The sequence below is a fragment of the Pelistega sp. MC2 genome, assembly GCF_900099475.1.
Lineage (GTDB): Bacteria > Pseudomonadota > Gammaproteobacteria > Burkholderiales > Burkholderiaceae_B > Taylorella > Taylorella indica.
This window is the reverse complement of the sequence record NZ_LT628273.1, coordinates 67,152-92,254: the sequence shown is the minus strand read 5'-3', so window position 1 is coordinate 92,254 and position 25,103 is coordinate 67,152. Positions and strand designations below refer to the sequence as shown.

The following is a 25,103-nucleotide window of genomic DNA, read 5'->3' as shown; positions in this document are numbered from 1 at the left end:
ATAAATTCCTTAAGCATTATTGAGCAGAGTTTTTCGCTTGCCATAACTCAGTTAAAGCGCGACGATAGTCAGTAGGAATCACTTTCACAAATTGCTTACGTGATTTATCCCAATTGTCCAATAAATCTCGAGCCCTAAAACTACCTGTATAACGATAATGATTTTCGATTAGACGACGTAAAATACTATCATCAGTTTCTCTATCACCACCACGTTCAACCGAATGCCACTCTTGCATATTATTTAATTTCGTTTGTTCATCATGAGATAAAACAGACTCTAAAGAAACCATTGATGTATTACAACGTTTCTCAAATTGACCTTCTGGATCCCAAACATAAGCGACACCACCTGACATACCTGCAGCAAAGTTTCGACCAGTCTTACCTAAAACGACAACCGTTCCACCTGTCATATACTCACAACCGTGATCGCCTGTTCCTTCAACCACAGCAGATGCGCCCGAATTACGTACAGCAAAACGTTCACCCACCACACCGTTGAAATAAGCTTCCCCTGAAAGAGCCCCATAAAGAACAGTATTACCAGCAATAATATGATCTGGACCATAACCACGGAAATCATTAGGAGGGCGAACAGAAATACGACCACCAGATAAACCCTTACCTACATAGTCATTTCCTTCACCGACAAGCTCAAACGTAATACCATGAGCCAAGAAAGCACCATAACTCTGACCTGCGGTACCATTACATTGAATATGGATAGTATCGTCTGGAAGCCCCTCATGACCATACTTATGCGCAACCACACCAGACAACATAGCACCAATAGTACGATTTCGATTACGCACTGGGATAATGAAAGAAACTTTTTCACCACGCTCAATAGCGGCTTTACTACGTTCAATTAACTGATTATCTAAGGCATTATCTAGACCATGATCTTGACCCTCTGTATGATAACGTCCAGTATCAACATCTGGAGAGTGGAATACTCGGCTGAAATCCAATCCTTTGGCTTTCCAATGCTCAATACCAGCTTTCATATCTAGTAAATCAGTGCGACCAATCATATCATCAAATTTACTGATACCTAATTGAGCCATAATTTCACGTACTTCTTCCGCAATAAAGAAGAAATAATTCACTACATGTTCTGGCTTACCAGTAAACTTAGCGCGAAGTACAGGATCCTGAGTAGCCACACCAACTGGACAAGTATTTAAGTGACACTTGCGCATCATGATACAACCTTCTACAACTAGTGGAGCAGTCGCAAAGCCAAACTCATCCGCACCAAGTAATGCACCAATCGCTACATCACGACCAGTTTTCATTTGTCCATCTGCTTGCAATCGAACACGGCTACGTAAACGATTTAATACTAATGTTTGTTGTGCTTCTGATAGACCTAATTCCCACGGAGTACCTGCATGTTTAATCGAAGAAATAGGCGATGCACCAGTACCACCGTCATGACCAGCAATCACAATATGGTCTGATTTTGCTTTTGCTACACCAGCAGCAACCGTACCTACACCCACTTCTGATACTAATTTTGTAGAAATTGATGCACGAGGATTAACGTTTTTCAAGTCATGAATTAATTGTGCCAAATCCTCAATAGAGTAAATATCGTGGTGAGGAGGGGGAGAAATCAATCCCACACCTGGCACAGAGTAACGTAATTTTGCAATATACTCTGACACTTTATGGCCTGGTAATTGACCACCCTCACCTGGTTTTGCCCCTTGAGCCATTTTGATTTGAATTTGGTCTGCACTGCTTAAGTACTCAGCACTCACACCAAAACGTCCAGATGCTACTTGCTTAATTTTTGAGCGTAATGAGTCACCATTTTCTAGGGGAATATCTGCCACAATTCTATCTGAACCAAGCACAGAGGCAACACTATCACCTTTTTTAATATCGCTAGATCCAGTACGAATTTCTTTACGGTAACGAAGCTCATCCTCGCCACCCTCACCTGTATTAGATTTACCACCAATACGATTCATCGCTACGGCAAGAACAGTATGTGCCTCAGTCGAAATAGAACCCAATGACATAGCACCTGTTGCAAAACGCTTAACAATTTCTTTAGCCGGTTCAACTTGATCTAGTGGAATTGCTTTGCTTGGATCCACTTTGAATTCAAATAAACCTCGTAGTGTCATATGGCGTTTTGATTGATCATTGATCAACTGCGCATATTCTTTGTAGGTACTGTAATTATTTGAACGAGTTGAGTGCTGTAATTTTGCAATCGAGTCAGGCGTCCACATATGTTGCTCACCACGAATACGGAAAGCATAATCACCGCCTGCATCTAAGTCATTAGCTAGAACAGGGTCTCTACCAAACGCTGCTTTATGAGAGCGAATAGCTTCTTCCGCTACTTCAAAAATACCCAACCCTTCAATATTGCTTGGTGTACCAGTGAAGTATTTCTTCACTAATGCTTTTTGTAAGCCAACTGCCTCAAAAATTTGTGCACCAGTATAAGACATATAAGTTGAAATACCCATTTTTGACATAACTTTATTTAAGCCCTTACCAATTGCTTTAGTAAAGTTATAAACGGCTTTCGCTTTGTCTGTCACTGATGGCAAATGATCAATTGTTTCAAATACTAAGTAAGGGTGAATCGCTTCTGCACCATAGCCTGCTAATAAAGCAAAATGGTGTACCTCACGTGCAGAGCCTGTTTCCACTACTAAACCCGTATTAGTGCGCAATCCTGAACGAATTAAATGCTGATGAATAGCTGATGTCGCTAATAGTGCTGGAATAGCCACATGTTCAGCATCTACTTTACGGTCTGTTAAGATAAGAATATTGTTGCCACTTTTAACTGCATCTACCGCACGAGCGCATAATGACGCTACACTTGCTTCAATACCCTCAGCCCCCCAACTAATTGGATAGGTCAAATCAAGCTCAAAACTACGGAATTTATGATCCGTATAGCGCTCAATTTCGCGTAAACGTGTCATCCCTTCTACATCAAGAATTGGCTGATTAACTTCGATACGTTGTGGTGGATTAACGTTATTAATATCTAATAGGTTTGGTTTAGGGCCAATAAATGACACTAAAGACATCACCAATTGTTCACGAATTGGGTCAATCGGTGGGTTAGTGACTTGAGCAAATAGCTGACGGAAATAGTTATAAAATGGCTTATTTTTATTAGAAAGAACAGCTACAGGCGCATCATTACCCATTGAGCCAATCGCTTCCTCACCATTTTGAATCATTGGCTGAAGAATAAATTTAATATCTTCTTGTGTCCAACCAAACGCTTGTTGACGATCTAGCAACGAAGCGCTAGACGTATACGCTGGCATAGGCTGAGTATTATCAACAGGTGCTTTTAGATCTTCTAACTTAACACTTAATCGTTTTAACCATTGACTATATGGGCGACTATTGGCTAATTGGTTTTTAATCTCTTCATCACTAATAATACGACCTTGGTCTAAATCAATTAGCAACATTTTGCCTGGCTGTAAACGCCATTTTTTAACAATACGATTTTCTGGAACAGTTAATGTACCGGCTTCTGATGCAAGAATGACCATATCATCATCAGTCACAACATAACGAGCTGGGCGCAAACCATTACGGTCTAATGTCGCGCCAATTTGACGTCCATCTGTAAACGCTACAGCAGCTGGTCCATCCCATGGTTCAAGTTTAGCTGCATTATATTCATAGAATGCACGACGATTCTCATCCATAAATGTATGTTGTTCCCATGCTTCTGGAATCATCATCATCATCGCGTGAGCAAGTGAATAACCGGCATTTACCATTAGTTCTAAACAGTTATCAAATGTCGCCGTATCTGATTGTCCTTCATAGACGATTGGGTAAAGCTTAGGTAAATCATCCCCTAATACTGGCGATTCCATCATACCTTCCCGTGCACGCAACCAGTTAAAGTTTCCTTTGACTGTGTTGATCTCTCCATTATGTGCAATTAAACGATAAGGGTGAGCCAATGGCCATGCAGGGAATGTATTTGTAGAGAAACGTTGATGCACTAACGCTAACGCAGAAACAGCACGAGGATCTTCTAAGTCGCGATAATACTGACCCACTTGGTCAGCAAGCAATAAACCTTTATACACAACGGTACGCACAGACGCTGATGGTACATAGTATTCTTTACTATGTGCTAGATTCATATGTTGAATCGCATGGCTAGCTGTTTTACGGATGACGTATAATTTGCGCTCTAACGCATCTGGTACCATCACATCTGGACCACGACCAATAAATAACTGACGAATAACTGGCTCTACTTCTCTCACAGCAGGCGACATTTCCATCTCTTTATTGACGGGTACATCACGCCAACCTAATAGTACTTGCCCTTCATCACGGACAGAACGTTCAAGCTCTCTCTCACAGGCTAGACGAGACGCCATTTCTTTAGGCAAAAACACCATCACTACACCATACTCACCCTCTGGTGGTAAGGTTACACCTTGTTTTGCCATTTCTTCACGATATAAGGTATCAGGAATCTGAATAAGAATACCAGCACCATCCCCCATCAATTTGTCAGCACCTACGGCACCTCGATGATCGAGGTTTTCCAGGATTTTTAAGCCTTGCTGAATAATGGTATGACTTTTTTTACCCTTAATATTGGCCACAAAACCAACGCCACAGGCATCATGTTCATTTTCTTTATCATAAAGACCTTGTGATTCTGGTTGGCGATGAATCACGGGTTTTGTCTGTGGCGCACAGGAAGTATGATGCCCAATAGCAGAAGCATCAATAACGATTTCTTTTAATAATTGCACTGGCTTGCTCATAATTACGTCCTAAAAAAACGGCAAGAATGGATAACCTACTAAGAATAAGTGGATTTTTGCTACAGTGCAAGATAAATAAATAGGGACGCTCCCTATTTATAATAAAACAGCAACACAGACAATTAAATTAGGGACACACCAAAACAAGGGGAAAAAGCTTAAGTACTTTTTGAATCACAAAAAACATTAATAAAATGATAGTTGCGAAATTAAGTATCCATAAAACGCATCATCCATTGCTTGCCTTTAATATTGGTTTTACGGAGTTTTTCAATCGTTTCCTCAGCAAGTTTTCTTTCAATAGCGACAAAGCTCACAAAATCATAAATATTGATTTTGCCAACAACACTACCCGGCAAACCTAAATCTTTAGTCAATGTGCCCAAAATATCACCCGGGCGTAATTTCTCTTTTTTTCCACCTCTAATACAAATCGTGCGCATCGGCGGATTAAGCGGTTTTTGCTTTCCTTGAGCAGGCAAATCCAACCAAGTAACAGGCAAATCGATATTTTTCTCTATCCTCTCAGCTCTATATTTTTCTTTATCTGTCACTAAATTAAGTGCCAAACCCTTTGCTTCTTTTCGACCTGTTCTGCCAATACGATGAATATGTGTAGCCACATTAGGTGTTAATTCTACATTGATGATGGCATCCAACGTATCAATATCTAAGCCTCTAGCGGCAACATCAGTAGCCACCAATACTGAACATGAACGATTGATAAACTGAACTAATACATCTTCTCGATCACGCTGATCCATATCACCGTGCAGCACTAAACTCACAATCCCTTGATGGTTAAGGTAATCAGCCAATTCTTCACACTGGACTTTTGTATTACAAAAAGCCAATGTAGATACAGGTCGATAATGTTTTAGCAACCGTGCACAATCTGCAAACCGATTCTCTGGCGTAGTCACGAAAAATAAATGATCCAGATTATGATTAACTGCCTCAGGACTCATTTCGACAGTAATAGGATTACGCTGAAAACCTTCACTGATTTTTAAGATATGCTCTGGGAATGTGGCTGAAAAAAACAAAGTTTGTTTACGTAATGGTGTTGCTTGAGAAATTTCACCAATATCATCAAAGAACCCCATATCCATCATCCTATCCGCCTCATCTAGTACAAACACGTTGATATGACTAAGATCTAAATGCTGTCCACGCAACAAGTCCAATACTCGCCCCGGCGTACCAACAATAATATGCGCACCATGTTTTAATGATTCAATTTGTGGGCGTAAGGCACTTCCCCCACAAAGGGTTAAAACTTTAATATTATTAAGTGCTCTTGCCAATTTACGAATTTGTTGTGCAACTTGATCAGCCAACTCTCGTGTTGGACACAGCACAATTCCTTGAGCCCCAAAAAAAGCAGGGTTAATTTTTTGAACAATCCCTAAACCAAAGGCAAGGGTCTTTCCACTACCCGTTTCCGCCTGCCCACGCACATCCTTACCTTCCAAAATAGCAGGCAGGCTTTGAGCTTGTATTGGACGCATTTGGGTATAACCCAACTCCTTTAAATTATGTAATTGAGCAGCACTTAGCGGCAATGAAGCAAAATCTGTGGACATATTTTTTTCCAAATTAAATGAATACGTTAAGAGTAACACCTCAGGATTAAGGTATTAATTATTCTTTAACAATGTTTCTTTTCGTGGACGGCCTCGTTTACTCGGTAACACACGACGACTAGCAAACGGGGCTATTTTTTCAATAAAACTATCGCTTCCCAATGCCCATTGCCCATGGATGGCAGCTTCTATATCCAAAATCCTAGAATGACTTAATCCTTCTTCACAAAGACTTTTATAACGTGCCTGACGCTCAAAAGAAGTATTCCCTAGTACCCAATAATCATGATGATCAGTTAACCATTTTAAATCTTTATTTATGCGTCCCGTATGCACACCAGCAGACGTCCATGGAAGCAAATCCGGTTGCTCTATGCCTTCTTTGTGATGAAGATACATCTCTAACCAAATCATGCAAGCCAAATAATGATCACCCTCTTCAACCAAACAAGAACGATATCTTGATGCAAATACAGCACCTAAGCGTAAACTAGAAGCTAAATAGCGTCCCAATGCCTGGACAACTTGAGAAATCGTACGCTCATTAGGAGGGGTACTTAAAAAATATATCCCCTCATTGGTAATTGACCATGCATGAATAGGTAATTGATACCGTACACTTAGCTCCTCTAACCAAGCTAATAACTTAGGCTTTAATTGATACTCATCGGATAAACTAGCAATGTGGGGGAGTAGTTTTGCTTGAACTAGCTGACAAGTGTTTGGAGCATAGAGACGTGCTAATCTGGCCATATAACCTTACTTTACCTACAAAGACATCATTATCGCTTTTTTCTATATTTTCCGCTTGATTTTTATGTTATTTACTTGATTTTTATAGTAATTTAGCTCCTCTGTGAATGGTGTTACACACTGAAACCAATTAAGACCTGTGAGGTATTGAAAATATTAGCACTCTAACCACAAGAGTGCTAAAATAATACCTAACATAAACATTTTCATAGGAAAATACCATGACAAATCAATCACTTGCACTACAAAATAATGTAGCAATGGCGGTAGCTAATCCTGGCGCCATGGGTTCGATTGAAGCTTATATCAGCGCTGTCAATCGTATCCCTGTGCTTACTCCAGAACAAGAAAGAGACTTTGCAGAACGCCTACAAGCTAATGGTGATTTAGAAGCGGCAAAATCTTTAATCCTTTCTCACCTACGCCTTGTTGTGTCAATTTCTCGCCAATATTTAGGCTATGGTATTGCTCATGCGGACCTTATCCAAGAGGGTAATATCGGTTTGATGAAAGCCGTAAAACGCTTTGACTTATCTCATGGCGTGCGTTTAGTTTCCTTTGCTGTCCACTGGATTAAAGCAGAAATCAATGAATACATTATTCGTAACTGGCGTTTAGTTAAAGTAGCAACGACCAAAGCTCAACGCAAACTGTTCTTTAACTTACGTAGTATGCGTCCAGATGGACAAACCTTAGATCCATCCCAAATCCAAGGTATTGCAGAAAAACTTAACGTAAAACCAGAAGAAGTCGCTGAGATGGAAGTCCGTCTTTCTGGACGTGATATGGCACTTGAGTCTTCTAATGACGATGAAGATGATTTTGCCCCTATCACTTACCTATCTGATGATGGGCAACACGAGCCAGGTCAGGTACTTGCCCAACGTTATCGTTATGACTTACAAACTCAGGGAATTACTGCAGCTTTAGATAAACTTGATGATCGCTCTCGCGATATTATTGAATCTCGTTGGTTACAAGATGACGGCGAAGGCAAAACACTCCAAGAGTTAGCCTCACAATACGGCGTCTCAGCTGAACGCGTACGTCAAATTGAAAATGCGGCAATCAAAAAAATGCGTCAAGTGTTAGAAGCACAAGCCGCTTAATGACTCACTAATTATTGAAGTACAACAAGGCAACTCTACGAGTTGCCTTGTTTTTGTGTGATAGCTTGAAGTTGACTTTTCTATGCAAGGTCACACCCAAACTGTCAAATTTTTCTCCAAGAAATCTCTTATTCTTATTATTTCTGCTGAAAACTAGTACGCCGAAATACTACTCATTCAACAAAGCCTCTACATCCTGAGCTAATTTTTCTGGTGCGACATCACTATAATAAAACAGTCGTGGTTTACCCTGTTTATCAAACAAATATAGATTACTAGAGTGCTCTACCGTGTAGCTCTTCCCATCTTGTATAGGTACTTTACGGGAAAATACTTTAAAGCTTTTTTGCATGGTTTTAATTTGCTCCTCACTGCCCGTAAACCCTATTATATTGCCAGGAAAATAACTTAAATACTGTTTTAATACCTCTACTGTATCCCGTTCAGGATCAACACTCACCATAATAATCTGCACATCTTTTCGTTGTGACTCATTCAACAAGGAAAAAATCTGAGATATAGTGGCAAGTGTCGTCGGACAAATATCAGGACATTGGGTAAACCCGAAGAAAAATAAACTCACTTTCCCTTGGATAGTTTGAGCTGTACGACTATTACCTTGAGTATCAATCACTTCCCATTGGGTTCCTAATTTACTGCCTTCTATTGAACTCCCATTCCAGGCAGCAAAGACCGAAGTAACGCTAGCAATGGTTAGCCAAAGTCCCAATAAAATTTGTTTCAAATACATTCTTTCAATTACCCTTTAATCTGGCTAAAATAGAATTTTTATTTAACCTTGTATTGTTTATCGTGACATTATCCCTTGATAACCTTAAGCTTCGCTTAGAAAATACCATACATATAGAACCCATAGTAGGCTCTTTACCATTATATGTAAATAAGGTTTTAACGGGAATAATCCACCCCAATGCACTAAAAGCAATAGAACATTACCAAGGATTTAACATACAAGGTGAGAATGCGTACCTTGATTTAACATCACACGATTTTCAAGGTAGAACTGATTTTTTTAATCAACTAGCTCATCACCTACTGGAACAGTCCTGCTTGCATTTCTGGCGTGATGAACAAGTGGTAGTTTGGCGTGAACAAAGTGCGTTCGCTCATATTGAGCGAACAGCTACTCGCCCCTTAGGCTTACTCACTCAAGCCATTCATATGAATGCTTGGACACCTGAAGGAAAAATTTTTCTATCCCTTAGGTCACCCACCAAACAAACTGACCCTAATAAGTGGGATACTCTTTCAGGAGGCTTATTAAACGCTCATGATACCTTGGAGTCAGGGCTCATTAGAGAAACTTTTGAAGAGGCTGGTTTAAGAGAATCTCAACTAACCTTACGTACCGATATTCGTTCTATTGATACTGTGCGTCGCCCTTTACCAGAAGGTTATCAAGTAGAGGAAATATTAACGAGCGACTGCATTCTAGAGCCTCATATTCACCCACAAAACCAAGACGGTGAAGTAAGTGAAATACGTATTTTTAGTATTGATGAAGTGATTCAATTAATGTGTAATGATCAAGTTACCGCAGAAGCAATGGTTGTTTTAATTAACAGTATAGAGAATAATATTTTTAAAACAATTCGCTAACTGTGATAGTAATTAATTTTTTAGAGGGGACAACAAATGAGTGATAATAAAAATTTATTTGAACAATTATTTTCACCCGACTATTTTAAGCAACCTTTTTTTGGAAATATTGATGCTTTCCATAAGGCGTGGAACCACACATTAGAAAAGAACCAACAAACATTTTCCTCTCCAGAAGCAACCATTGTAGAAATTGATAAACGGATAGAAGAACTCAAAAATGTTGAGAATTGGTTAAGCCTAAATTTGTCCATGCTTAAAAACACCATCCAAGGATTAGAATTACAAAAAAGCAATCTAACATCATTTAAAGAAATATTGAACAGCAATGAGGCATTACAAGCAGCAGGCCAACAATGGTGGCAAAGTCTTCAAGAACAATTGACGCAATTAGTACAAGCACAAACGGCAAATCTCAAACAGACTACACCAACAACAGACTCACAACAGACTGTTGCTACAGATAATTCCACATCAAAAGTCGCCACTACTAATGCGTCAAAGCCTAGAAAAACAGCGGTAAAGCAGAGCAGGCGTAAACCGACTGAAAAAAAAGAGTAGAATTATCCGTACATTAACTAAATTTATATTATTTATCTATGCATCTTAATATCGTTATTCTCGCTGCAGGCATGGGCAAACGCATGCAGTCAGATCTTCCTAAGGTTTTACACAGTATCGCTGGTAAACCTATGCTTTCTCATGTTATTGATAGTGCTCGCCAACTCAATCCTAGTAAAATTATTGTGGTAGTTGGTCATGGCGCTGATACAGTCAAAGATTATTTTGCGCAAGAAAACGATTTAGGTTTCGCACTACAAATGCCTCAACATGGTACGGGTCATGCTGTACAACAAGCCGTAGATCAATTAGTTGGGGGCAACGATAGCAATGACATGACCTTAGTTTTATACGGTGATGTACCTCTTGTGCAATCAGATACTCTTACCAAGCTTATTCAGTCTGCAGGTACTGGTGTCAGCGTTTTAACGGAAACGCTTGCTGACCCGACTGGTTATGGGCGTATCGTCAGAGATGCGAATGGTCAAGTTCATCGTATTGTAGAGCATAAAGATGCTACCCCAGAAGAATTAAAAATTAATGAAGTTAATACTGGCATTCTCTGTGCCCCTACCGCTCATCTTAAAAACTGGTTAACTCGTATTGATAATAATAATGCACAAGGTGAATATTATCTTACCGATATTATTGGTTTAGCCGTAAAAGACGGGGTTGCTGTCAATGCTGCTCAACCAAGTGCTAACTGGGAAACACTTGGTGTTAATAGTCGTATCCAACAGGCTCAACTTGAACGTCTATGGCAAGCAGAGCAAGCGCGTCGCTTACTAGAAAAAGGGGTAACACTCGCTGACCCAAATAACTTTAACTTACGTGGTGAGCTTATCTGTGGTCGTGATGTTTTCATTGATACTGGCTGTGTTTTTGAGGGACGAGTCGTATTAGCAGACGGAGTAAAAATCGGTCCAAACTGCGTGCTACGTAATGTAGAGCTTGGACAAAACACACATGTAGATGCTTTTAGCCACCTAGAACAAGCAAAGGCAGAAGATCATGCTGTAATTGGTCCATACGCTCGTTTGCGTCCAGGTGCTTCACTTGGCTCACATAGTCATGTTGGCAACTTTGTTGAGCTTAAAAAAACACGTTTGGGCGCCTATAGCAAAGCCAATCACCTTAGCTATTTAGGTGATGCTACGATTGGTGAAAAAGTAAATATTGGCGCCGGCACCATCACTTGCAACTATGATGGCGTGAATAAGTTCCAAACCATCATTGAAGATGGGGCATTTATTGGTTCAGATACACAACTTGTAGCCCCCGTAACAGTAGGAGCTAATGCTACCCTTGGCGCTGGCACAACCTTAACGAAAGACGCTCCTGCGAATCAATTAACGATTTCAAGAGTTCAACAATTTACCATAGCAAATTGGAAAAGACCAACTAAAAAATAACTGATAACACAACAAGCTACTCATATCCGAAAAACTAGCCAAGCTTTATCCCTTATGAGTAGCTTTTTTAATTAATATGGCTATTTCAGAAACCCTTAAAAGTCCTTCTCCATCTGAAGGCACACCATCACAAGATGGCTTACCAACTCCACAACGATATCTTGCTGCAATGGCATTACTAGTGGTCATTGCTATCGGTGTTATTGATAGTAGCATTACTAATATTGCTCTTCCAACGATCAGCAAGAATCTAAACGTATTACCAGCTACTACTGTTTGGATTATTAACGCCTACACAATTACCATTATTGCCACTTTACTACCTTTTTCAGCACTTGCTGAACAGATAGGTTTTAGACGGTTATTGCGCATTGGTATTGTTATCTTTATGCTTGGTGCAATTGGAAGTATGTTTGCCAACTCGCTTGAACACCTTATTGTCACACGCATTATTCAAGGAATTGGATGTTCTGCTTTCATGTCGCTATTCGGAGGCTTAGTACGCAATATTTATCCTCGTCGATTACTCGCTACAGGAATTAGTCTAAATGCGATGGTTGTGGGTGCCGCCGCTTTAATTAGTCCATCACTAGGAGCATTTATTATTGGTATTGCTTCTTGGCATTGGATTTATGGATTTACCATTCCATTATGTTTATTAGCACTGATTCTCACCCTTTATGTTCCAAGGGTAAAACGTGTCGAAAAGCCTTTTGACTACCTAAGCGCCGTATTAAATGCTTTGGCTTTAGGAGGATTTATCGCCTTCTTAGATTTAGCCTTTAGCCATACCGTAATTAGCTTATGCTTACTTGCTGTATCTATTATTTCTGGTTACGTTGTCTATAAAAGAGCTCAAACCGATCATAGTCCTTTAGTACCCATTGATTTATTACAAAATATCTCTTTTAGAGATGCCGTTATTGTATCCGCAATGAGCTTTGCAGCAGCATCATTAACAATGATTTCAGCTCCCTTCTATTTCCAACACGAATTACATATGTCCACTAAAACGGTTGGCTTATTATTCAGTGCTTGGCCTATTGCGGGCTTAATAATCTCCCCTATTGCAGCAAGATTATCAAATAAACATCCAGCCTCTGTACTAGCAGGTTCAGGTAGTTTAATAATGTGTCTTGGCTTAGTGATTTTATTATTCTTACCGGAAGATTCACCGCCAATTTATTTTGGATTATGCCTTTTCTGTGCAGGCTTAGGCTTTGGCTTTTTCCAAACACCAAATAACAAAGCAATTTTATTATCAGCACCTCCCCATCGTTCCAGTGCAACGGGTGGTATGCAATCAACAGCTCGTCTATTTGGACAATGTACTGGGGCTGCATTAGTGGCTCTATGTTTTACCATTAGCCCAGAGAATGGGCATTACAATGGTATTATGCTAGGGGCGATAGTCATTGGTTTAGCCAGTCTAGTTAATCTATCTCGTTATATTCGAAAAACAGATACTAGCATTATTTAAGACATAAATATTTGAATCCTGGCTAGGTTCAAAACAATGGCAACTGGCTAAAGGTTTTTCCTTGCCTATCCTTCTCAGATAAAATGAGTGGTATATCTACAGGTAAGGCATGTAGTGGCCACTCTATCGCAATGTCAGGATCGTTGAAAACCAACGTTTGTTCTTCTTGTGGATAATATCGCTCTGCTACTTTATAGTGAACAATGGCGTCCTCACTAATGGTTAAAAAACCATGTGCACAACCTTCTGGGATATACAATAATTCGAGCTGTTTATTGGGATTTAGCAGAGGATCTTGTAAATAGAATCCTTGCCATTGTTTAAATGTTGGGGAGTCTTGCCGTAAATCTAGCACAACATCCCAAATATAACCTTTGACTACTTGTATCAATTTTGCTTGTGCATGAGGAAATTGATAATGTAATCCTCGTAATGTACCTTGTTTTGAATACGATAAATTATCTTGTAACCACGATGATTTGAGATTACTATACTCATCAAATTGAGCTTGATTATAACTTTCTACAAAATATCCTCGGTAATCGTGATAACAATTCTGAGTAATTATCTTTACGCCTGATATCTGTATTTCGTTCACTTTCATTATGCATCCAATGTAGCTAACACGATATTCTTGAGCCCTTGCTCTAAGGATATTATTGGTGTCCATGCCAATTCTTGACGTATTTTTTGAGTATTTAATGCATAACGTTGATCATGGCCTGGTCTATCCTGAATATACGTAATTAAGTCAGTATAGGACTGTTGATTAGTTCTAGGCTTATATTCATCCAGCAATCGACATAATATGCTAACTAACGCAATATTACTAACTTCTTGATTAGCACCGATATTATAAATTTCACCAACGCTACCTGATCGCAGTACACAATTAATGGCTCGACAATGGTCCTCTACAGCAATCCAATCCCTAATTTGTAACCCATTCCCATAAATCGGTAATGCCTGTTCGTTCAATGCTTGCTTCAACATTAAAGGAATAAGCTTTTCGGGGTATTGTCCAACACCATAATTATTACTACAACGAGTAATGATGGTAGGTATCTGATAGGTATTACACCACGCCTGAACAAAATGCTCCCCGGCTGCCTTACTGGCCGAATAAGGATTACTAGGCTTTAAAGGCGCTGTTTCAGTCACCGGAGCTACTGAGCTTGCCAAACTACCATAAACCTCATCCGTTGACACATAGACCATCCTAAAGCGTTTTTTTATATCCTTAGCATGTGTTAAATAATGCTGACACGCTTTCAATATCGATAGTGTACCTAAGACATTTGTCTGCACAAAAGGATCAACCTGTTGAATAGATCTATCCACATGAGTTTGTGCCGCGAAATGCACAATGGCTTCAATATGAAATTTTTCTAAAATACTCAATATAGCTTGCTCATGCAAAATATCCTCTTGGATAAAATGATAAGACGCACAAGAATCAAGCTCTACTAACCCTTCCGGGTTAGCTGCATAGGATAAGTTATCCAGATTAATTAAAACATCTGCGATGGGATTAAAGCCTAATTGCGATAATCCCTCTGCAGAAAACGCTGTTCTAATAAAATGACCACCGATAAATCCGCAGCCACCCGTTACCAGAATATTCACTAAGACTCAACACCCGCATTATGTGCTTGTTGATCAGCATGATAAGAAGAGCGTACCATCGCCCCTACTGCAGCATGCGAAAAGCCCATTTTATACGCTTCTTCTTCATACATTTTGAAGGTATCTGGATGTACATAACGCAATACTGGTAAATGGTGGTCAGAGGGTTGTAAATATTGACCAATTGTTAGCATCTCAATATCATGCTCCCGCATATCACGCATGACTTGTAAAATCTCTTCATCAGTTTCACCCAAGCCAACCATCAAACCTGATTTAGTCGGAATAGAGGGATACATTGCCTTGAAGTCTTTTAATAATTTCAATGAATGCATATAATCAGCACCAGGACGGGCTTGACGATATAGACGAGGCACTGTTTCCAAATTGTGATTTAAAACATCAGGCAAACTTTTAGCAAAAATATCTAATGCTTTTTCTAAACGTCCTCTAAAATCAGGTACCAACACCTCTATCGTTGTCTGTGGAGAGCGTTCACGAATTTCATTAATACAATCCACATAATGCTGCGCACCCCCATCTCTCAAATCATCACGATCTACAGAGGTAATCACCACATAACGTAACTTCATTGCCGCAATGGATTTGGCCAGATTACTTGGTTCATTGACATCTAAAGGATCAGGACGACCATGTCCTACATCACAGAATGGACAACGACGGGTACATTTATCACCCATAATCATAAAGGTAGCTGTACCACGGCCAAAACATTCACCAATATTTGGGCAAGACGCCTCCTCACATACAGTTACCATTTTATTTTCACGCAGAATTTGTTTAATCTCATTAAACTTTGAATTAGGCGCGGCGGCTTTAACTCTAATCCATTCTGGTTTTTTTAATTTTTCAACAGGAATAATTTTGATAGGAATCCGCGAGGTTTTATCAAACGATTTTTGTTTTTTTGTCGCATCATATGATGTGTCTTTATCGACTGGATGTGATAACGTATTTGTCATAGTTAACGTCTGCTTTGCAAGGCAAAAAAATTACAAAGGGTTATTTTAACCCTGAATAGCAGGATAAATCCTAAAAACCTATTTTCCCTATGAGAATTATCCTTACTAAGTGATAGTGATTAATATATTACAATCTTTTTCAGTTAAGTATTTGATTGTGTTAAGTAAACATTTATCAATATAATTTTTATCTATCCAGCTTATCATATTAATTTTATGGAGTTTATATGGAAAGCCCCATCGCTTTACTCATACAAACCAGTGTGCCAGACTTATTATTTGCTAAACGTCTCGCTCATATTTTGGTTGAGGATAAGTATGCTGCCTGTGTGCATCTTTCTCCTATGGGTCTATCCATGTATCTCTGGCAAGATAATTTAGAAGGTAGCGAGGAAATTATCCTTACCATTAAAACCTCTACAGCTAAGCAACAAGCTTGCATGGCTAAAATAAAAGAGTTGCACCCCTATGAAGTACCGGAGATTATTTGCTTACCCATCATCGGAGGCGACTCTGAATACCTCACTTGGATTAACCAACAAACAACAGAATAGCAAGAAAATGATAGCTTTAATAAATCGTCTTTATACCGTTTTCCTTTTGGCATTAGTAAGTATTATTTTTAATGTCTCTGTTCAGCCCGTACAAGCACAAGAAAATTTTTTGGAGCCTAACCAAGCCTTTAAACTCTACGCAAATATTAGCCATGAAAATCAGCTCAACCTTCAATTTGGAGTTGCTGATGGCTACTATATGTATAAAGAAAGGTTTGAATTTAGGTCCATCATTGATAATAAAGAACACGATTTACTTAATTCAACAAGCATCAGTTACTCCAAAGGCGATATTAAATTTGACCCCACCTTTAATAAGGAAATGGAGGTTTATCATCACCAATCATTAGTGACTATACCTATTCCTACAGACACCCCATCATTTACCTTAGAAGTGACGGCTCAAGGTTGTGCTGATGCTGGTCTATGCTACCCACCAATGTATTATTATTTGCCCGTGACTATTACCAGTACAGGCTATGACATTGCCCTTCCTAAAGAAGCAAATAATTTTAGCCTTATCTCCAGTGAAGAAGCCCAACGTGAATTAAATACGTCTACGAGTGATAACAATTCAACTCTCAAAGATTCTGCACCAGAAAAAAACTCCTTAGATCTTCTTAATGCTGGGGACACAGAAATTGCATCATGGTTGCATAATGCTAGTCTATGGCATATGTTAGCCGTTGCTTTTTTACTTGGTTTGGCATTATCTTTTACGCCGTGCGTATTACCAATGTTGCCTATCCTCTTATCTCTTGTTGTGGGTAGCCAAAAACAGCAACAATCACGCTTTCATAGCTTACGCCTAACATTGTTATATGTATTAGGTACATCCATCGTATACACCCTCTTAGGTATTATTGCCGCTTCCATTGGTGCTGCCCTTGCCAATTGGATTCAGAATCCTTGGGTGTTAGGTATCTTTGCCTTATTCCTCGTTATTTTCGGCATTGCTATGTTTGGTGCATATAACATGCAGATGCCTGCTTCCGTACAAACAAAACTTAATAATATTGTGAATAAATTGCCTGCTGGACAAGGTGGGGCAGCATTATTAATGGGGATGATCTCTGCATTAATCTGTGGGCCGTGCGTCGCTGCACCATTAGCCGGTGTTTTACTCTTTATATCTCAAACGGGAGATATTGTAAAAGGAGGACTTATCCTCTTCCTACTTGCCTGGGGGCAAGGCGTTTCACTCATTTTATTGGGATCAAGTTCTGGCGCTCTCTTACCAAAGGCAGGAGCATGGATGGATAGTGTCAAAAAGGTATGTGGTTTATTATTGTTTGCGGCCGCCTTATGGATGATAGCCCCACTACTACCCAATTGGCTACCTATGCTATTGTGGGCGGCTTTAGCCATAGCGTTTGCCTATGTCATTGGCACCTTTAGAGGCTATAAGCCCTTTCCAAATTTTACGACCCTCTTATTAAAACTCGTGGGATGGCTAGCAGTTATCTGGGCTATTCTATTAGTCATTGGTTTTGGTATAGGTTCACGTAGTGTTTTACACCCCTTAGCGGTTCAAGAAACGACGCTTTCTCATGTCAAGTTTGAACGTATTCATACGCTATCTGAGCTGAAACAAATACTTGCTAGTACGGACAAACCCATCATACTAGACTTCTATGCAGATTGGTGCGTTTCATGTGTTGAAATGGAAAAATTCACCTTCCCTAATGCTAATGTTCAGACATTACTAAAAAATTTCCGTTTACTACAAGTGGATGTCACAAAGAATACCAAGGACGATAGAGAATTACTAAAAGCTTTCCAACTATTCGGACCACCAGGCATTATTTTCTTTACCCCTAATGGTCAAGAAAATACTCAAGTGCGTGTGATTGGTTTCCAAAATGCTGAGCGCTTCACACAAAGTTTAGAGAAAGCACTAGGCTCTAAATAAATCCTTAAGTACGGCATTAGCTAATATCATTTCTCCTACAACACAAAGAGTAGTCATCTATTATTACGATAGATGACTACTCTTTAGTTATGGCAATATATCTATACTTTTTTTACGAGCAACCTTTTAACTTCATCCTCTCTAGATAACTCTTTTTATATTTTTGCATCAGTATTTACGCTTATATTTTTTCTAATTCTTTCTTGTTAAATTGGAGGATTAAATTTTTATTCAAGAGTAAATAATGACTGCAGAGCAACATGAATATGTCGCTCGCCAGGCAGATGAACAGGGCATTATTCGTTATCCTGCTGACGAGCATCAAATTTGGAGTGAATTAATTACCCGCCAACAGCAAGCACTTCCTAATAGAGCTTGCCCAGAGTACCTAGAAGGACTTAAAAAATTAAATCTTCCAATACAAACTATTCCTCAACTAAAAGAAATTGATGACGTATTACTTTCTACAACTGGATGGCGTACAGCCGCAGTACCCGCATTAATTTCATTCAAAAGATTTTTCGAATTACTAGCCAATAAATCCTTTCCTGTTGCTACGTTTATTCGTCGCCGAGAAGACTTCGACTATATCCAAGAACCCGATATTTTCCATGAAGTAGCGGGACATTGTCCCCTCTTAACTCATCCGGCCTTTGCGGCCTTTAATGAAACGTATGGCAAATTAGGTCTTATTGCTAGCAAAGAAGAACGTTCTTTTCTTGCCAGATTATATTGGTTTACTATTGAATTTGGTCTGGTCGGCAATAACGATGCGCAACGCCGCATTTATGGTGGTGGTATTCTCAGTTCTCCTCAAGAAACGGTATACGCTTTAAGTGGTGAGCCTGAATATAGAGAATTTTCTCTTCAAGACGTACTACGAACCCCCTATCGTATTGATAGAATTCAACCGATTTATTATGTTCTAAATCATCTAGATCAATTATTTGAACTTGCTCAAGCTGATTTAATGTCAGAGATTCATATAGCGATGGAGAAAGGCCTTTTTTCTCCTCATCCTAGTCTTACCATATAGGAGAAAAACACTATGCAACCCTTAAACAAACAAACATGTGAAGCATGTCAAGCCAATGCACCAAAAGTAAGCGATGAAGAACTTGCTGAACTGATCAAAATGATTCCAGAATGGCGAGCCATAGTGGTCGATAACATCATGCAATTACAACGTGAATTCAAATTCAAGAATTTTAAACAAGCGATGGTATTTACCAATCAATTAGCTGAGCTTGCTGAATCTGAAGGCCATCACCCAGGCATTCTAACAGAATGGGGGAAAGTCACTGTTACTTGGTGGTCCCATAGCATCAAAGGATTGCACCGCAATGACTTTATTATGGCAGCAAAAACTGATGAGTTGATCAATCAAGCCTAAAATAAAGCACTTTTAACGCTAGGCGATAAGGGGAAAGAGGCGTATTGCTAGCTATTCCCCTTATTTTATGCTTATCCTTATAAATCCAATACTATGGTTGTGCCTGGCTTTGCTCTTGAAACACATATCATCATACAATCTTGTTTGCTTTTTTCTTCTTCTGTCAAATAAGTGTCTTCATGCAAAATCTCACCACTCAACACAGTAGCATAACAAGTACCACAAACACCATATTCACAGGATGTATTAACTGTTAAATGATGCTCACGCATCGCATCAGCAATACTCATTTCCTTAGGAATGGCTATGGTCACACCTTTACGTGCAAAGGTAACATAAAAATCAATATCTTCTTGCGTTAATTTGTGCGACTCTCTAGGTGCACTAATTTCAATGATTTGGTCTAGATCAATACCATCAAGCAAACTTGTAGATTCTCCAGCTGCATTAATTTGCCTTATGACCTCAATAGTAATTGTTTGTGTAGATGCCTCAATGGCGACGATAGGATATTCACGTATCAATCCAGATGGTGTTTTAACATCAATAACTGACTGCTCAGGAAGCTGTATAAACCGGGCAAAAGATGGTAAAAAAAGCCCAATCTGCATCTGTTGCGGATTAACCTCTCTCACATCATCCACTCGTGCAGCAATCCATCTTAATTGGTTTTCAGACATGAACAAACCTCTTTGTAAATCTAATCTGACAGTATTTTACTCACTTTCCTTTTTAACTTAGACAAAAAATTAGTCTCCATGACAATTTCATCAGAATTAAAAACTAATATTGCTGTGCTGCACCATAAAGCATCAAGCATATGTTTAAAACTTGTGCATTCAGCTCTTTTTAGTGCATAAAGATTTTCACTAGTTTTTATTTAAATTTGAATTAATTAAATAAACAACTGATTTATTGGTGTTTTTTTAAATTTAAATTAAATATTAAATATTGGCATGCTATTTGCTTATTTATAAAAATAACAACGCCGTTTTTTAGGAGTACATAAAGTATGTCAAACATAATCCCTAATATTTCTAGACGTAAATTGCTAGCTATGATTGGTTATACCGCTGGTAGTGCCGCCATGTATCAAGCTATGACTAGTCTAGGTTTTGCTGCTGAATCACACTACACTGGGCCTATTAAATTAGAAGGTAATGGGAATGGGAAAAAGATTATTATTCTAGGTGCGGGAATAGCAGGTATGGTCTCTGCACTTGAGCTTCGTAATGCTGGTTATCAAGTAAAAATCTTAGAATATCAAAACCGTTCTGGTGGTCGTAATATCAGTGTTTATAGAGGTAAGGAATATACTGAAATCAATGGCACTAAACAATTATGCCGTTTTGATTCAGGTCTTTATTTTAACCCTGGTCCTTGGCGTATCCCCTATAACCACTATGGTATCTTGGAGTACTGTAAACGATTAAACGTCAAGATGATTCCATTTATTCAATTAAACTTTAATAGCTACTTACATAATACTAATGCTTTTAATGGAAAGCCTCAGCGTTATCGTGAAATTATTAATGATTATAAAGGTGGGCTCTCTGAACTCTTATCTAAATCTATTAATCAAAATGCTTTAGATTTGAACTTTTCAAAAGAAGACAAAGAAAAATTATTGGACTCATTAAAAAGCTTCGGTGTCCTAAACGATAAGTTTGACTATGTAACTAGCCTAGAAACTAGTGCTTATCGTGGTTATAAAAAACATCCTGGTGGTGGTTTAAGTGCATTACCTGAAGCTTCAGAAATTATTCCTCTCAATGAGATTGTGAAAAGTGATTTATGGAAAAACATGAATATCCATTTCTTTGATGAGTTCCAACATACTATGTTTGAACCAGAAGGAGGCATGGGTAAAATTGGAGAGGCATTTGGTCGGGAGCTTGGCAATATCATCCAATACAATGCTCAAGTAGTAGAGATTAAACAAGACGATACAGGCGTCACTATCTTCTATAAAGACAATCAAGCAGGTGGTCAGCTTAAACAAGAACGAGCCGAATGGTGTGTTAATACTACCCCTCTTTCTGTGCTTTCACAAATTCCAATGAATGTAGGTAAGCCTATGCAAGACGCTATTAACAGTGTTCCTTATGCTTCTTCAGTCAAAATTGCTGGGCAATATAAGCGTAGATTCTGGGAAGAAGATGAGCATATCTATGGTGGTATTTCTTATACAAACTTACCAATTACACAAATTGCTTATCCTAATCATGGCTATTTCTCCTCAGGTAAAGGCATTTTACTAAATGCCTATATGTTTGGACCTAAAGCATTAGAATTTACCGCAATGGAACCCGAGGAACGTGTAGCTAAAGCGATTGAGTTAGGTGCTCAAATTCACCCTCAAATTAAAGAAGAATTTGAAAATGGGTTTAGCTGGGCATGGAGTCGTCAACCTTGGATCTTAGGTTGTTATGGCGCATGGACAGAAGAAAAACGCAAACAACATTATGAAAATCTATGTCAAATTGATGGACGTATTGTCTTAGCTGGTGAACATGCTTCTTACATTCCAGCATGGCAAGAAGGTGCAGTGACATCCGCTATTGACGCTATCACTCGTTTGCATAAAAAAGTTCAATCCCTTTAAGGAATATCTCATGAAGCTATCAAAACTATTATTTTCATTCGCTACTACACTCTTACTAAGCTCTCAAAGTTTTGCTGATAGTGCCGTGATTGATCTTAGTTCTTCTCCTTACCCTTATACAACAGGTAAAGATATTTTCCACCATGTATGTGCAGCGTGCCATATGCAAGATGCAAAAGGAGCAACAGGCGCAGGGCATTTCCCAGCACTTGCGGGCAATCACAAACTTGTGACCCCTGAATATATGAAATTCGTTGTGATGAATGGTCAAAAAGGAATGCCTCCTTTCCGTGATCAACTAACCAACAGTCAAATTGCCGAAACAATTAATTATGTACGTTCTAACTTTGGCAATCATTATACCGACAAAGTGACAGCTGAAGATGTCGCTAAATTCCGTTAATTTTTTTAGGAGCTTTTTATGAAATTATTATCTACAGTATTTACAATGGCTGCTTTAGCACTACCTCTATCTATCACTCAAGCAGCAGAGATTAAACGCGAGCCAATTCCTAATTTCCCAATTTCTTCAGTCGTTGTAGTGCCTTCTGCTGCTACAAATTACTACTTAAGTGGCACTGTTCCTTCTAAAGAAGGTGAATCTTTTGGTGACACAAAACAGCAAACAATTAATGTTCTTAAAAAAATCGAAGCGAAGCTAAAAGAATATAACTTAACAATGGGTGACGTAGTAAAAATGCAAGTTTACTTAGTTGCTGACAAAAACAAAGAAAATAAAATGGACTTCAAAGGCTTTATGGAAGGCTATACACAATTCTTTGGGACAGCAGAGCAACCTAATATGCCTGTCAGATCTACATTCCAAGTTGCTGCTTTAGCAAATCCTGACTACCTTGTTGAAATCGAAGTTAGTGCTGCTAAAATAGAAAAATAATTTTTCTCTATTTAATTCTCTCCTTAAATCAATAAAACCAATACAGCTTATTTGATGTATTGGTTTTATTTACAACTACTGAAAAGCCTTTATTTTAATAGTGATAAAAACTTAGATTAAGCGAATAATCACCACACCTACTACTAGCATCATAATACCAATAAGCTGTGGCATAAGAATTTTTTTCTTTGGCACACCAAACCACCCAAGCGTATCCACACATAGACTTCCAGAAAGCTGTCCTAGCAATACCAACACTAGCATCTGACTGACGCCAATCCATGGTACTAGAATTACACTTAGCATCACAAAGCATCCACCAAGTACGCCCCCCATCCATATCCACCAAGGACGATTAGGCTCATATAAGCGTGTAATAGCTGTCAATTTTTTATCTGTAAAAGGATAAACAATCATCAACACTATCATCCCTATAAAAAATGAAGTAAACGAGGCTTGTATTGGTGAGCCTAAATAATGGCTAAGCTGCGTATTGATTGGACTTTGAACAACAATCACTATCCCTCCACTAATCCCAAACAATCGCCATAACCATATTGTCCAAGAGGATGACTCATTTTTATCTAACTGCTCATGAGTAGGTGTGACTAACTTTGCTTTATTAAAAGGTAATGTAATTGAGACCAAAATACCGGCTACTACTAACGTTAACCCCAGAATTTTGAGTGATGTAATTTCTTTTATATTCACTCCAAGCCAGCCAAAATGGTCAATCAGCACACTACTAATAATTTGGCCTAATATAGGAAAAATTGCTGTTTGTACTGCCCCTAAACGCTGAAATAAAAAGATATTACCGGTAATCCATATGGCACCTAAAAAACCACCTATCCAAATATGCTTAGGTGCAGTTTGCAATAACTCTTCTGTAGGAAAAACATGTTCATTATTAAATAAAAGCATTAGTGCCAAAAAAGTACTACCTACGGTAAATGAGACGACACTCGCTAACAATGGGGACATTAGATAGCCACGTAAACGTGAGTTAATCACCGTTTGCAAGGAGACACCCACCCCCATTAATATTCCTAATACAATCGCTAANCTCATGCCCGCGAATTCTTAGGCGATTGGCGCGGTAGTCTGATGTGTGATGATTACGCCGGTTATAAAGCCCTCTTTGCCGATGAGCAAGTGATTGAGGGGGGATGTTGGGCGCATGCGCGTCGCAAATTCCACGATATTTACCAAGCCAACGGCAGCTCAGTGGCTGAACAGGCCTTACAACAAATCCAACGACTTTATCACTACGAGGCCGAGGCCAGGAACTTAAGTCCACCGGAGCGATTAGCCCATCGACAACGCCACATGGAGCCGGCACTTAAGCAATTAGAAAGGTGGTTGCGTAGTCAGTTTGAGCTGGTGCCGCCGAACTCGGCGATCGCCAAAGCCATTCGTTACAGCCTGAACAATTGGCTTGCCTTGACGCGCCTCTTGGAAGACGCTCAACTGCCGATGGATAATAATGCGGTAGAGAATTTGATACGTCCACTCGCGATTGGTCGCAAGAATTGGCTCTTTGTAGGTTCAGAGAAAGCGGGTCGACGTGCGGCTGCGGTGATGTCGTTAATTCAATCGGCTAAGCTCAATGGCCATGACCCTTATGCTTACCTTAAGGATGTGTTGGAACGATTGCCGACACAGAAAGCGAAGGACATTACTGAGCTTCTGCCTCATCGTTGGCAAGCGCCAAACGACACCAAGAATTAACACAATGCCCCGACAAAATCGGGGCATTGAACGTTTAAAAACGGAAGTCAATCGGAGTTCACCGGACGCTTACTCGCTAACAAGCTAA

At 39.2% G+C, this 25,103-nt stretch carries 20 protein-coding genes and 2 pseudogenes; 13 read left to right on the top strand and 9 right to left on the bottom strand.

What is annotated here, in order from left to right; genetic code table 11:
• Nucleotides 1-16 precede the first annotated feature (16 nt).
• The 3 genes from BQ4443_RS00500 to BQ4443_RS00490 all read right to left on the bottom strand — a co-directional run bounded on the left by BQ4443_RS00500 (nt 17) and on the right by BQ4443_RS00490 (nt 7,134).
• The gene (locus BQ4443_RS00500) at nt 17-4,795 is read right to left on the bottom strand and encodes a glutamate synthase-related protein (protein ID WP_083331808.1); all 4,779 of its coding nucleotides are present in this window, start codon (nt 4,793-4,795) and stop codon (nt 17-19) included.
• 209 nt (nt 4,796-5,004) lie between these two features.
• Nucleotides 5,005-6,381, bottom strand: a complete 1,377-nt coding sequence (gene dbpA, locus BQ4443_RS00495; RefSeq protein WP_071057738.1) for an ATP-dependent RNA helicase DbpA — start codon at nt 6,379-6,381, stop codon at nt 5,005-5,007.
• A 54-nt stretch (nt 6,382-6,435) separates the two neighbouring features.
• Nucleotides 6,436-7,134, bottom strand: a complete 699-nt coding sequence (locus tag BQ4443_RS00490; RefSeq protein ID WP_071057737.1) for a hypothetical protein — start codon at nt 7,132-7,134, stop codon at nt 6,436-6,438.
• 221 nt (nt 7,135-7,355) lie between these two features.
• On the opposite strand from BQ4443_RS00490, the gene rpoH reads away from it, so the two are divergent.
• A complete protein-coding gene (gene rpoH, locus BQ4443_RS00485) occupies nt 7,356-8,243 on the top strand; it encodes an RNA polymerase sigma factor RpoH (RefSeq protein WP_023953516.1) in 888 nt (295 codons plus the stop codon).
• A 169-nt stretch (nt 8,244-8,412) separates the two neighbouring features.
• Here rpoH and BQ4443_RS00480 read toward each other — a convergent pair whose 3' ends face one another.
• Nucleotides 8,413-8,994 (bottom strand): SCO family protein, encoded by a 582-nt coding sequence (locus tag BQ4443_RS00480; protein ID WP_023953518.1) that lies wholly within the window; start codon nt 8,992-8,994, stop codon nt 8,413-8,415.
• Between the two features lie 62 nt (nt 8,995-9,056).
• On the opposite strand from BQ4443_RS00480, the gene BQ4443_RS00475 reads away from it, so the two are divergent.
• The 4 genes from BQ4443_RS00475 (at nt 9,057) to BQ4443_RS00460 (ending at nt 13,316) form a co-directional block, all read left to right on the top strand.
• Nucleotides 9,057-9,863 carry an NUDIX hydrolase gene (locus tag BQ4443_RS00475; RefSeq protein ID WP_143000514.1) on the top strand — a complete coding sequence of 269 codons (807 nt, stop codon included), beginning with the start codon at nt 9,057-9,059 and terminating at the stop codon, nt 9,861-9,863.
• Nucleotides 9,864-9,899: 36 nt separating this feature from the next.
• Entirely contained in the window at nt 9,900-10,424 is a 525-nt protein-coding gene (locus BQ4443_RS00470; protein ID WP_071057736.1) for a PhaM family polyhydroxyalkanoate granule multifunctional regulatory protein, read from the top strand.
• Nucleotides 10,425-10,462: 38 nt separating this feature from the next.
• Complete coding sequence (gene glmU / locus BQ4443_RS00465) at nt 10,463-11,836, top strand: bifunctional UDP-N-acetylglucosamine diphosphorylase/glucosamine-1-phosphate N-acetyltransferase GlmU (protein ID WP_071057735.1); 1,374 nt, start codon at nt 10,463-10,465, stop codon at nt 11,834-11,836.
• A 76-nt stretch (nt 11,837-11,912) separates the two neighbouring features.
• Complete coding sequence (locus tag BQ4443_RS00460; RefSeq protein ID WP_023953525.1) at nt 11,913-13,316, top strand: MFS transporter; 1,404 nt, start codon at nt 11,913-11,915, stop codon at nt 13,314-13,316.
• A 28-nt stretch (nt 13,317-13,344) separates the two neighbouring features.
• Here the strand turns inward: BQ4443_RS00460 and rfbC are convergent, their stop codons facing one another.
• The 3 genes and pseudogenes from rfbC to lipA all read right to left on the bottom strand — a co-directional run.
• Nucleotides 13,345-13,920, bottom strand: coding sequence for a dTDP-4-dehydrorhamnose 3,5-epimerase (gene rfbC, locus BQ4443_RS00455; protein ID WP_071057734.1), 576 nt, complete (start codon nt 13,918-13,920; stop codon nt 13,345-13,347).
• The gene (gene rfbB, locus BQ4443_RS00450) at nt 13,920-14,942 is read right to left on the bottom strand and encodes a dTDP-glucose 4,6-dehydratase (RefSeq protein ID WP_023953527.1); all 1,023 of its coding nucleotides are present in this window, start codon (nt 14,940-14,942) and stop codon (nt 13,920-13,922) included. Before rfbB ends, rfbC begins: the two co-directional genes overlap by 1 nt.
• Nucleotides 14,942-15,883, bottom strand: a pseudogene (gene lipA, locus BQ4443_RS00445) (lipoyl synthase); the annotation flags it as partial. The gene rfbB and the pseudogene lipA, both read right to left, overlap by 1 nt.
• Nucleotides 15,884-16,152: 269 nt before the next feature.
• Here lipA and cutA point away from each other — a divergent pair.
• The 4 genes from cutA (at nt 16,153) to BQ4443_RS00425 (ending at nt 19,784) form a co-directional block, all read left to right on the top strand.
• Entirely contained in the window at nt 16,153-16,479 is a 327-nt protein-coding gene (gene cutA, locus BQ4443_RS00440; RefSeq protein ID WP_023953531.1) for a divalent-cation tolerance protein CutA, read from the top strand.
• 7 nt (nt 16,480-16,486) lie between these two features.
• Nucleotides 16,487-18,391 (top strand): protein-disulfide reductase DsbD, encoded by a 1,905-nt coding sequence (gene dsbD / locus BQ4443_RS00435; RefSeq protein ID WP_071057732.1) that lies wholly within the window; start codon nt 16,487-16,489, stop codon nt 18,389-18,391.
• 244 nt (nt 18,392-18,635) lie between these two features.
• On the top strand, nt 18,636-19,427 hold the full coding sequence (gene phhA, locus BQ4443_RS00430) for a phenylalanine 4-monooxygenase (RefSeq protein WP_071057731.1): 792 nt from the start codon (nt 18,636-18,638) through the stop codon (nt 19,425-19,427).
• A 12-nt stretch (nt 19,428-19,439) separates the two neighbouring features.
• Entirely contained in the window at nt 19,440-19,784 is a 345-nt protein-coding gene (locus BQ4443_RS00425; RefSeq protein ID WP_023952986.1) for a 4a-hydroxytetrahydrobiopterin dehydratase, read from the top strand.
• 77 nt (nt 19,785-19,861) lie between these two features.
• Here BQ4443_RS00425 and BQ4443_RS00420 read toward each other — a convergent pair whose 3' ends face one another.
• Entirely contained in the window at nt 19,862-20,464 is a 603-nt protein-coding gene (locus tag BQ4443_RS00420) for a 2Fe-2S iron-sulfur cluster-binding protein (RefSeq protein ID WP_023952984.1), read from the bottom strand.
• 332 nt (nt 20,465-20,796) lie between these two features.
• Here BQ4443_RS00420 and BQ4443_RS00415 point away from each other — a divergent pair, with 332 nt between their 5' ends.
• From BQ4443_RS00415 to BQ4443_RS00405, 3 genes are read left to right on the top strand one after another with little or no spacing between them, the layout of a single operon-like run.
• Nucleotides 20,797-22,389: a flavin monoamine oxidase family protein gene (locus BQ4443_RS00415; protein WP_023952982.1), complete on the top strand. Its 1,593-nt coding sequence runs from the start codon at nt 20,797-20,799 to the stop codon at nt 22,387-22,389.
• A 10-nt stretch (nt 22,390-22,399) separates the two neighbouring features.
• The gene (locus BQ4443_RS00410; RefSeq protein ID WP_071057730.1) at nt 22,400-22,792 is read left to right on the top strand and encodes a c-type cytochrome; all 393 of its coding nucleotides are present in this window, start codon (nt 22,400-22,402) and stop codon (nt 22,790-22,792) included.
• 18 nt (nt 22,793-22,810) lie between these two features.
• The gene (locus BQ4443_RS00405; protein ID WP_071057729.1) at nt 22,811-23,284 is read left to right on the top strand and encodes a RidA family protein; all 474 of its coding nucleotides are present in this window, start codon (nt 22,811-22,813) and stop codon (nt 23,282-23,284) included.
• A gap of 111 nt (nt 23,285-23,395) precedes the next feature.
• Here the strand turns inward: BQ4443_RS00405 and BQ4443_RS00400 are convergent, their stop codons facing one another.
• Nucleotides 23,396-24,355 (bottom strand): DMT family transporter, encoded by a 960-nt coding sequence (locus tag BQ4443_RS00400; RefSeq protein WP_071057728.1) that lies wholly within the window; start codon nt 24,353-24,355, stop codon nt 23,396-23,398.
• Here BQ4443_RS00400 and BQ4443_RS00395 point away from each other — a divergent pair.
• Nucleotides 24,353-25,015 (top strand): annotated as a pseudogene (locus BQ4443_RS00395) (IS66 family transposase); the annotation flags it as partial. The gene BQ4443_RS00400 and the pseudogene BQ4443_RS00395 overlap by 3 nt on opposite strands.
• Nucleotides 25,016-25,103 lie beyond the last annotated feature (88 nt).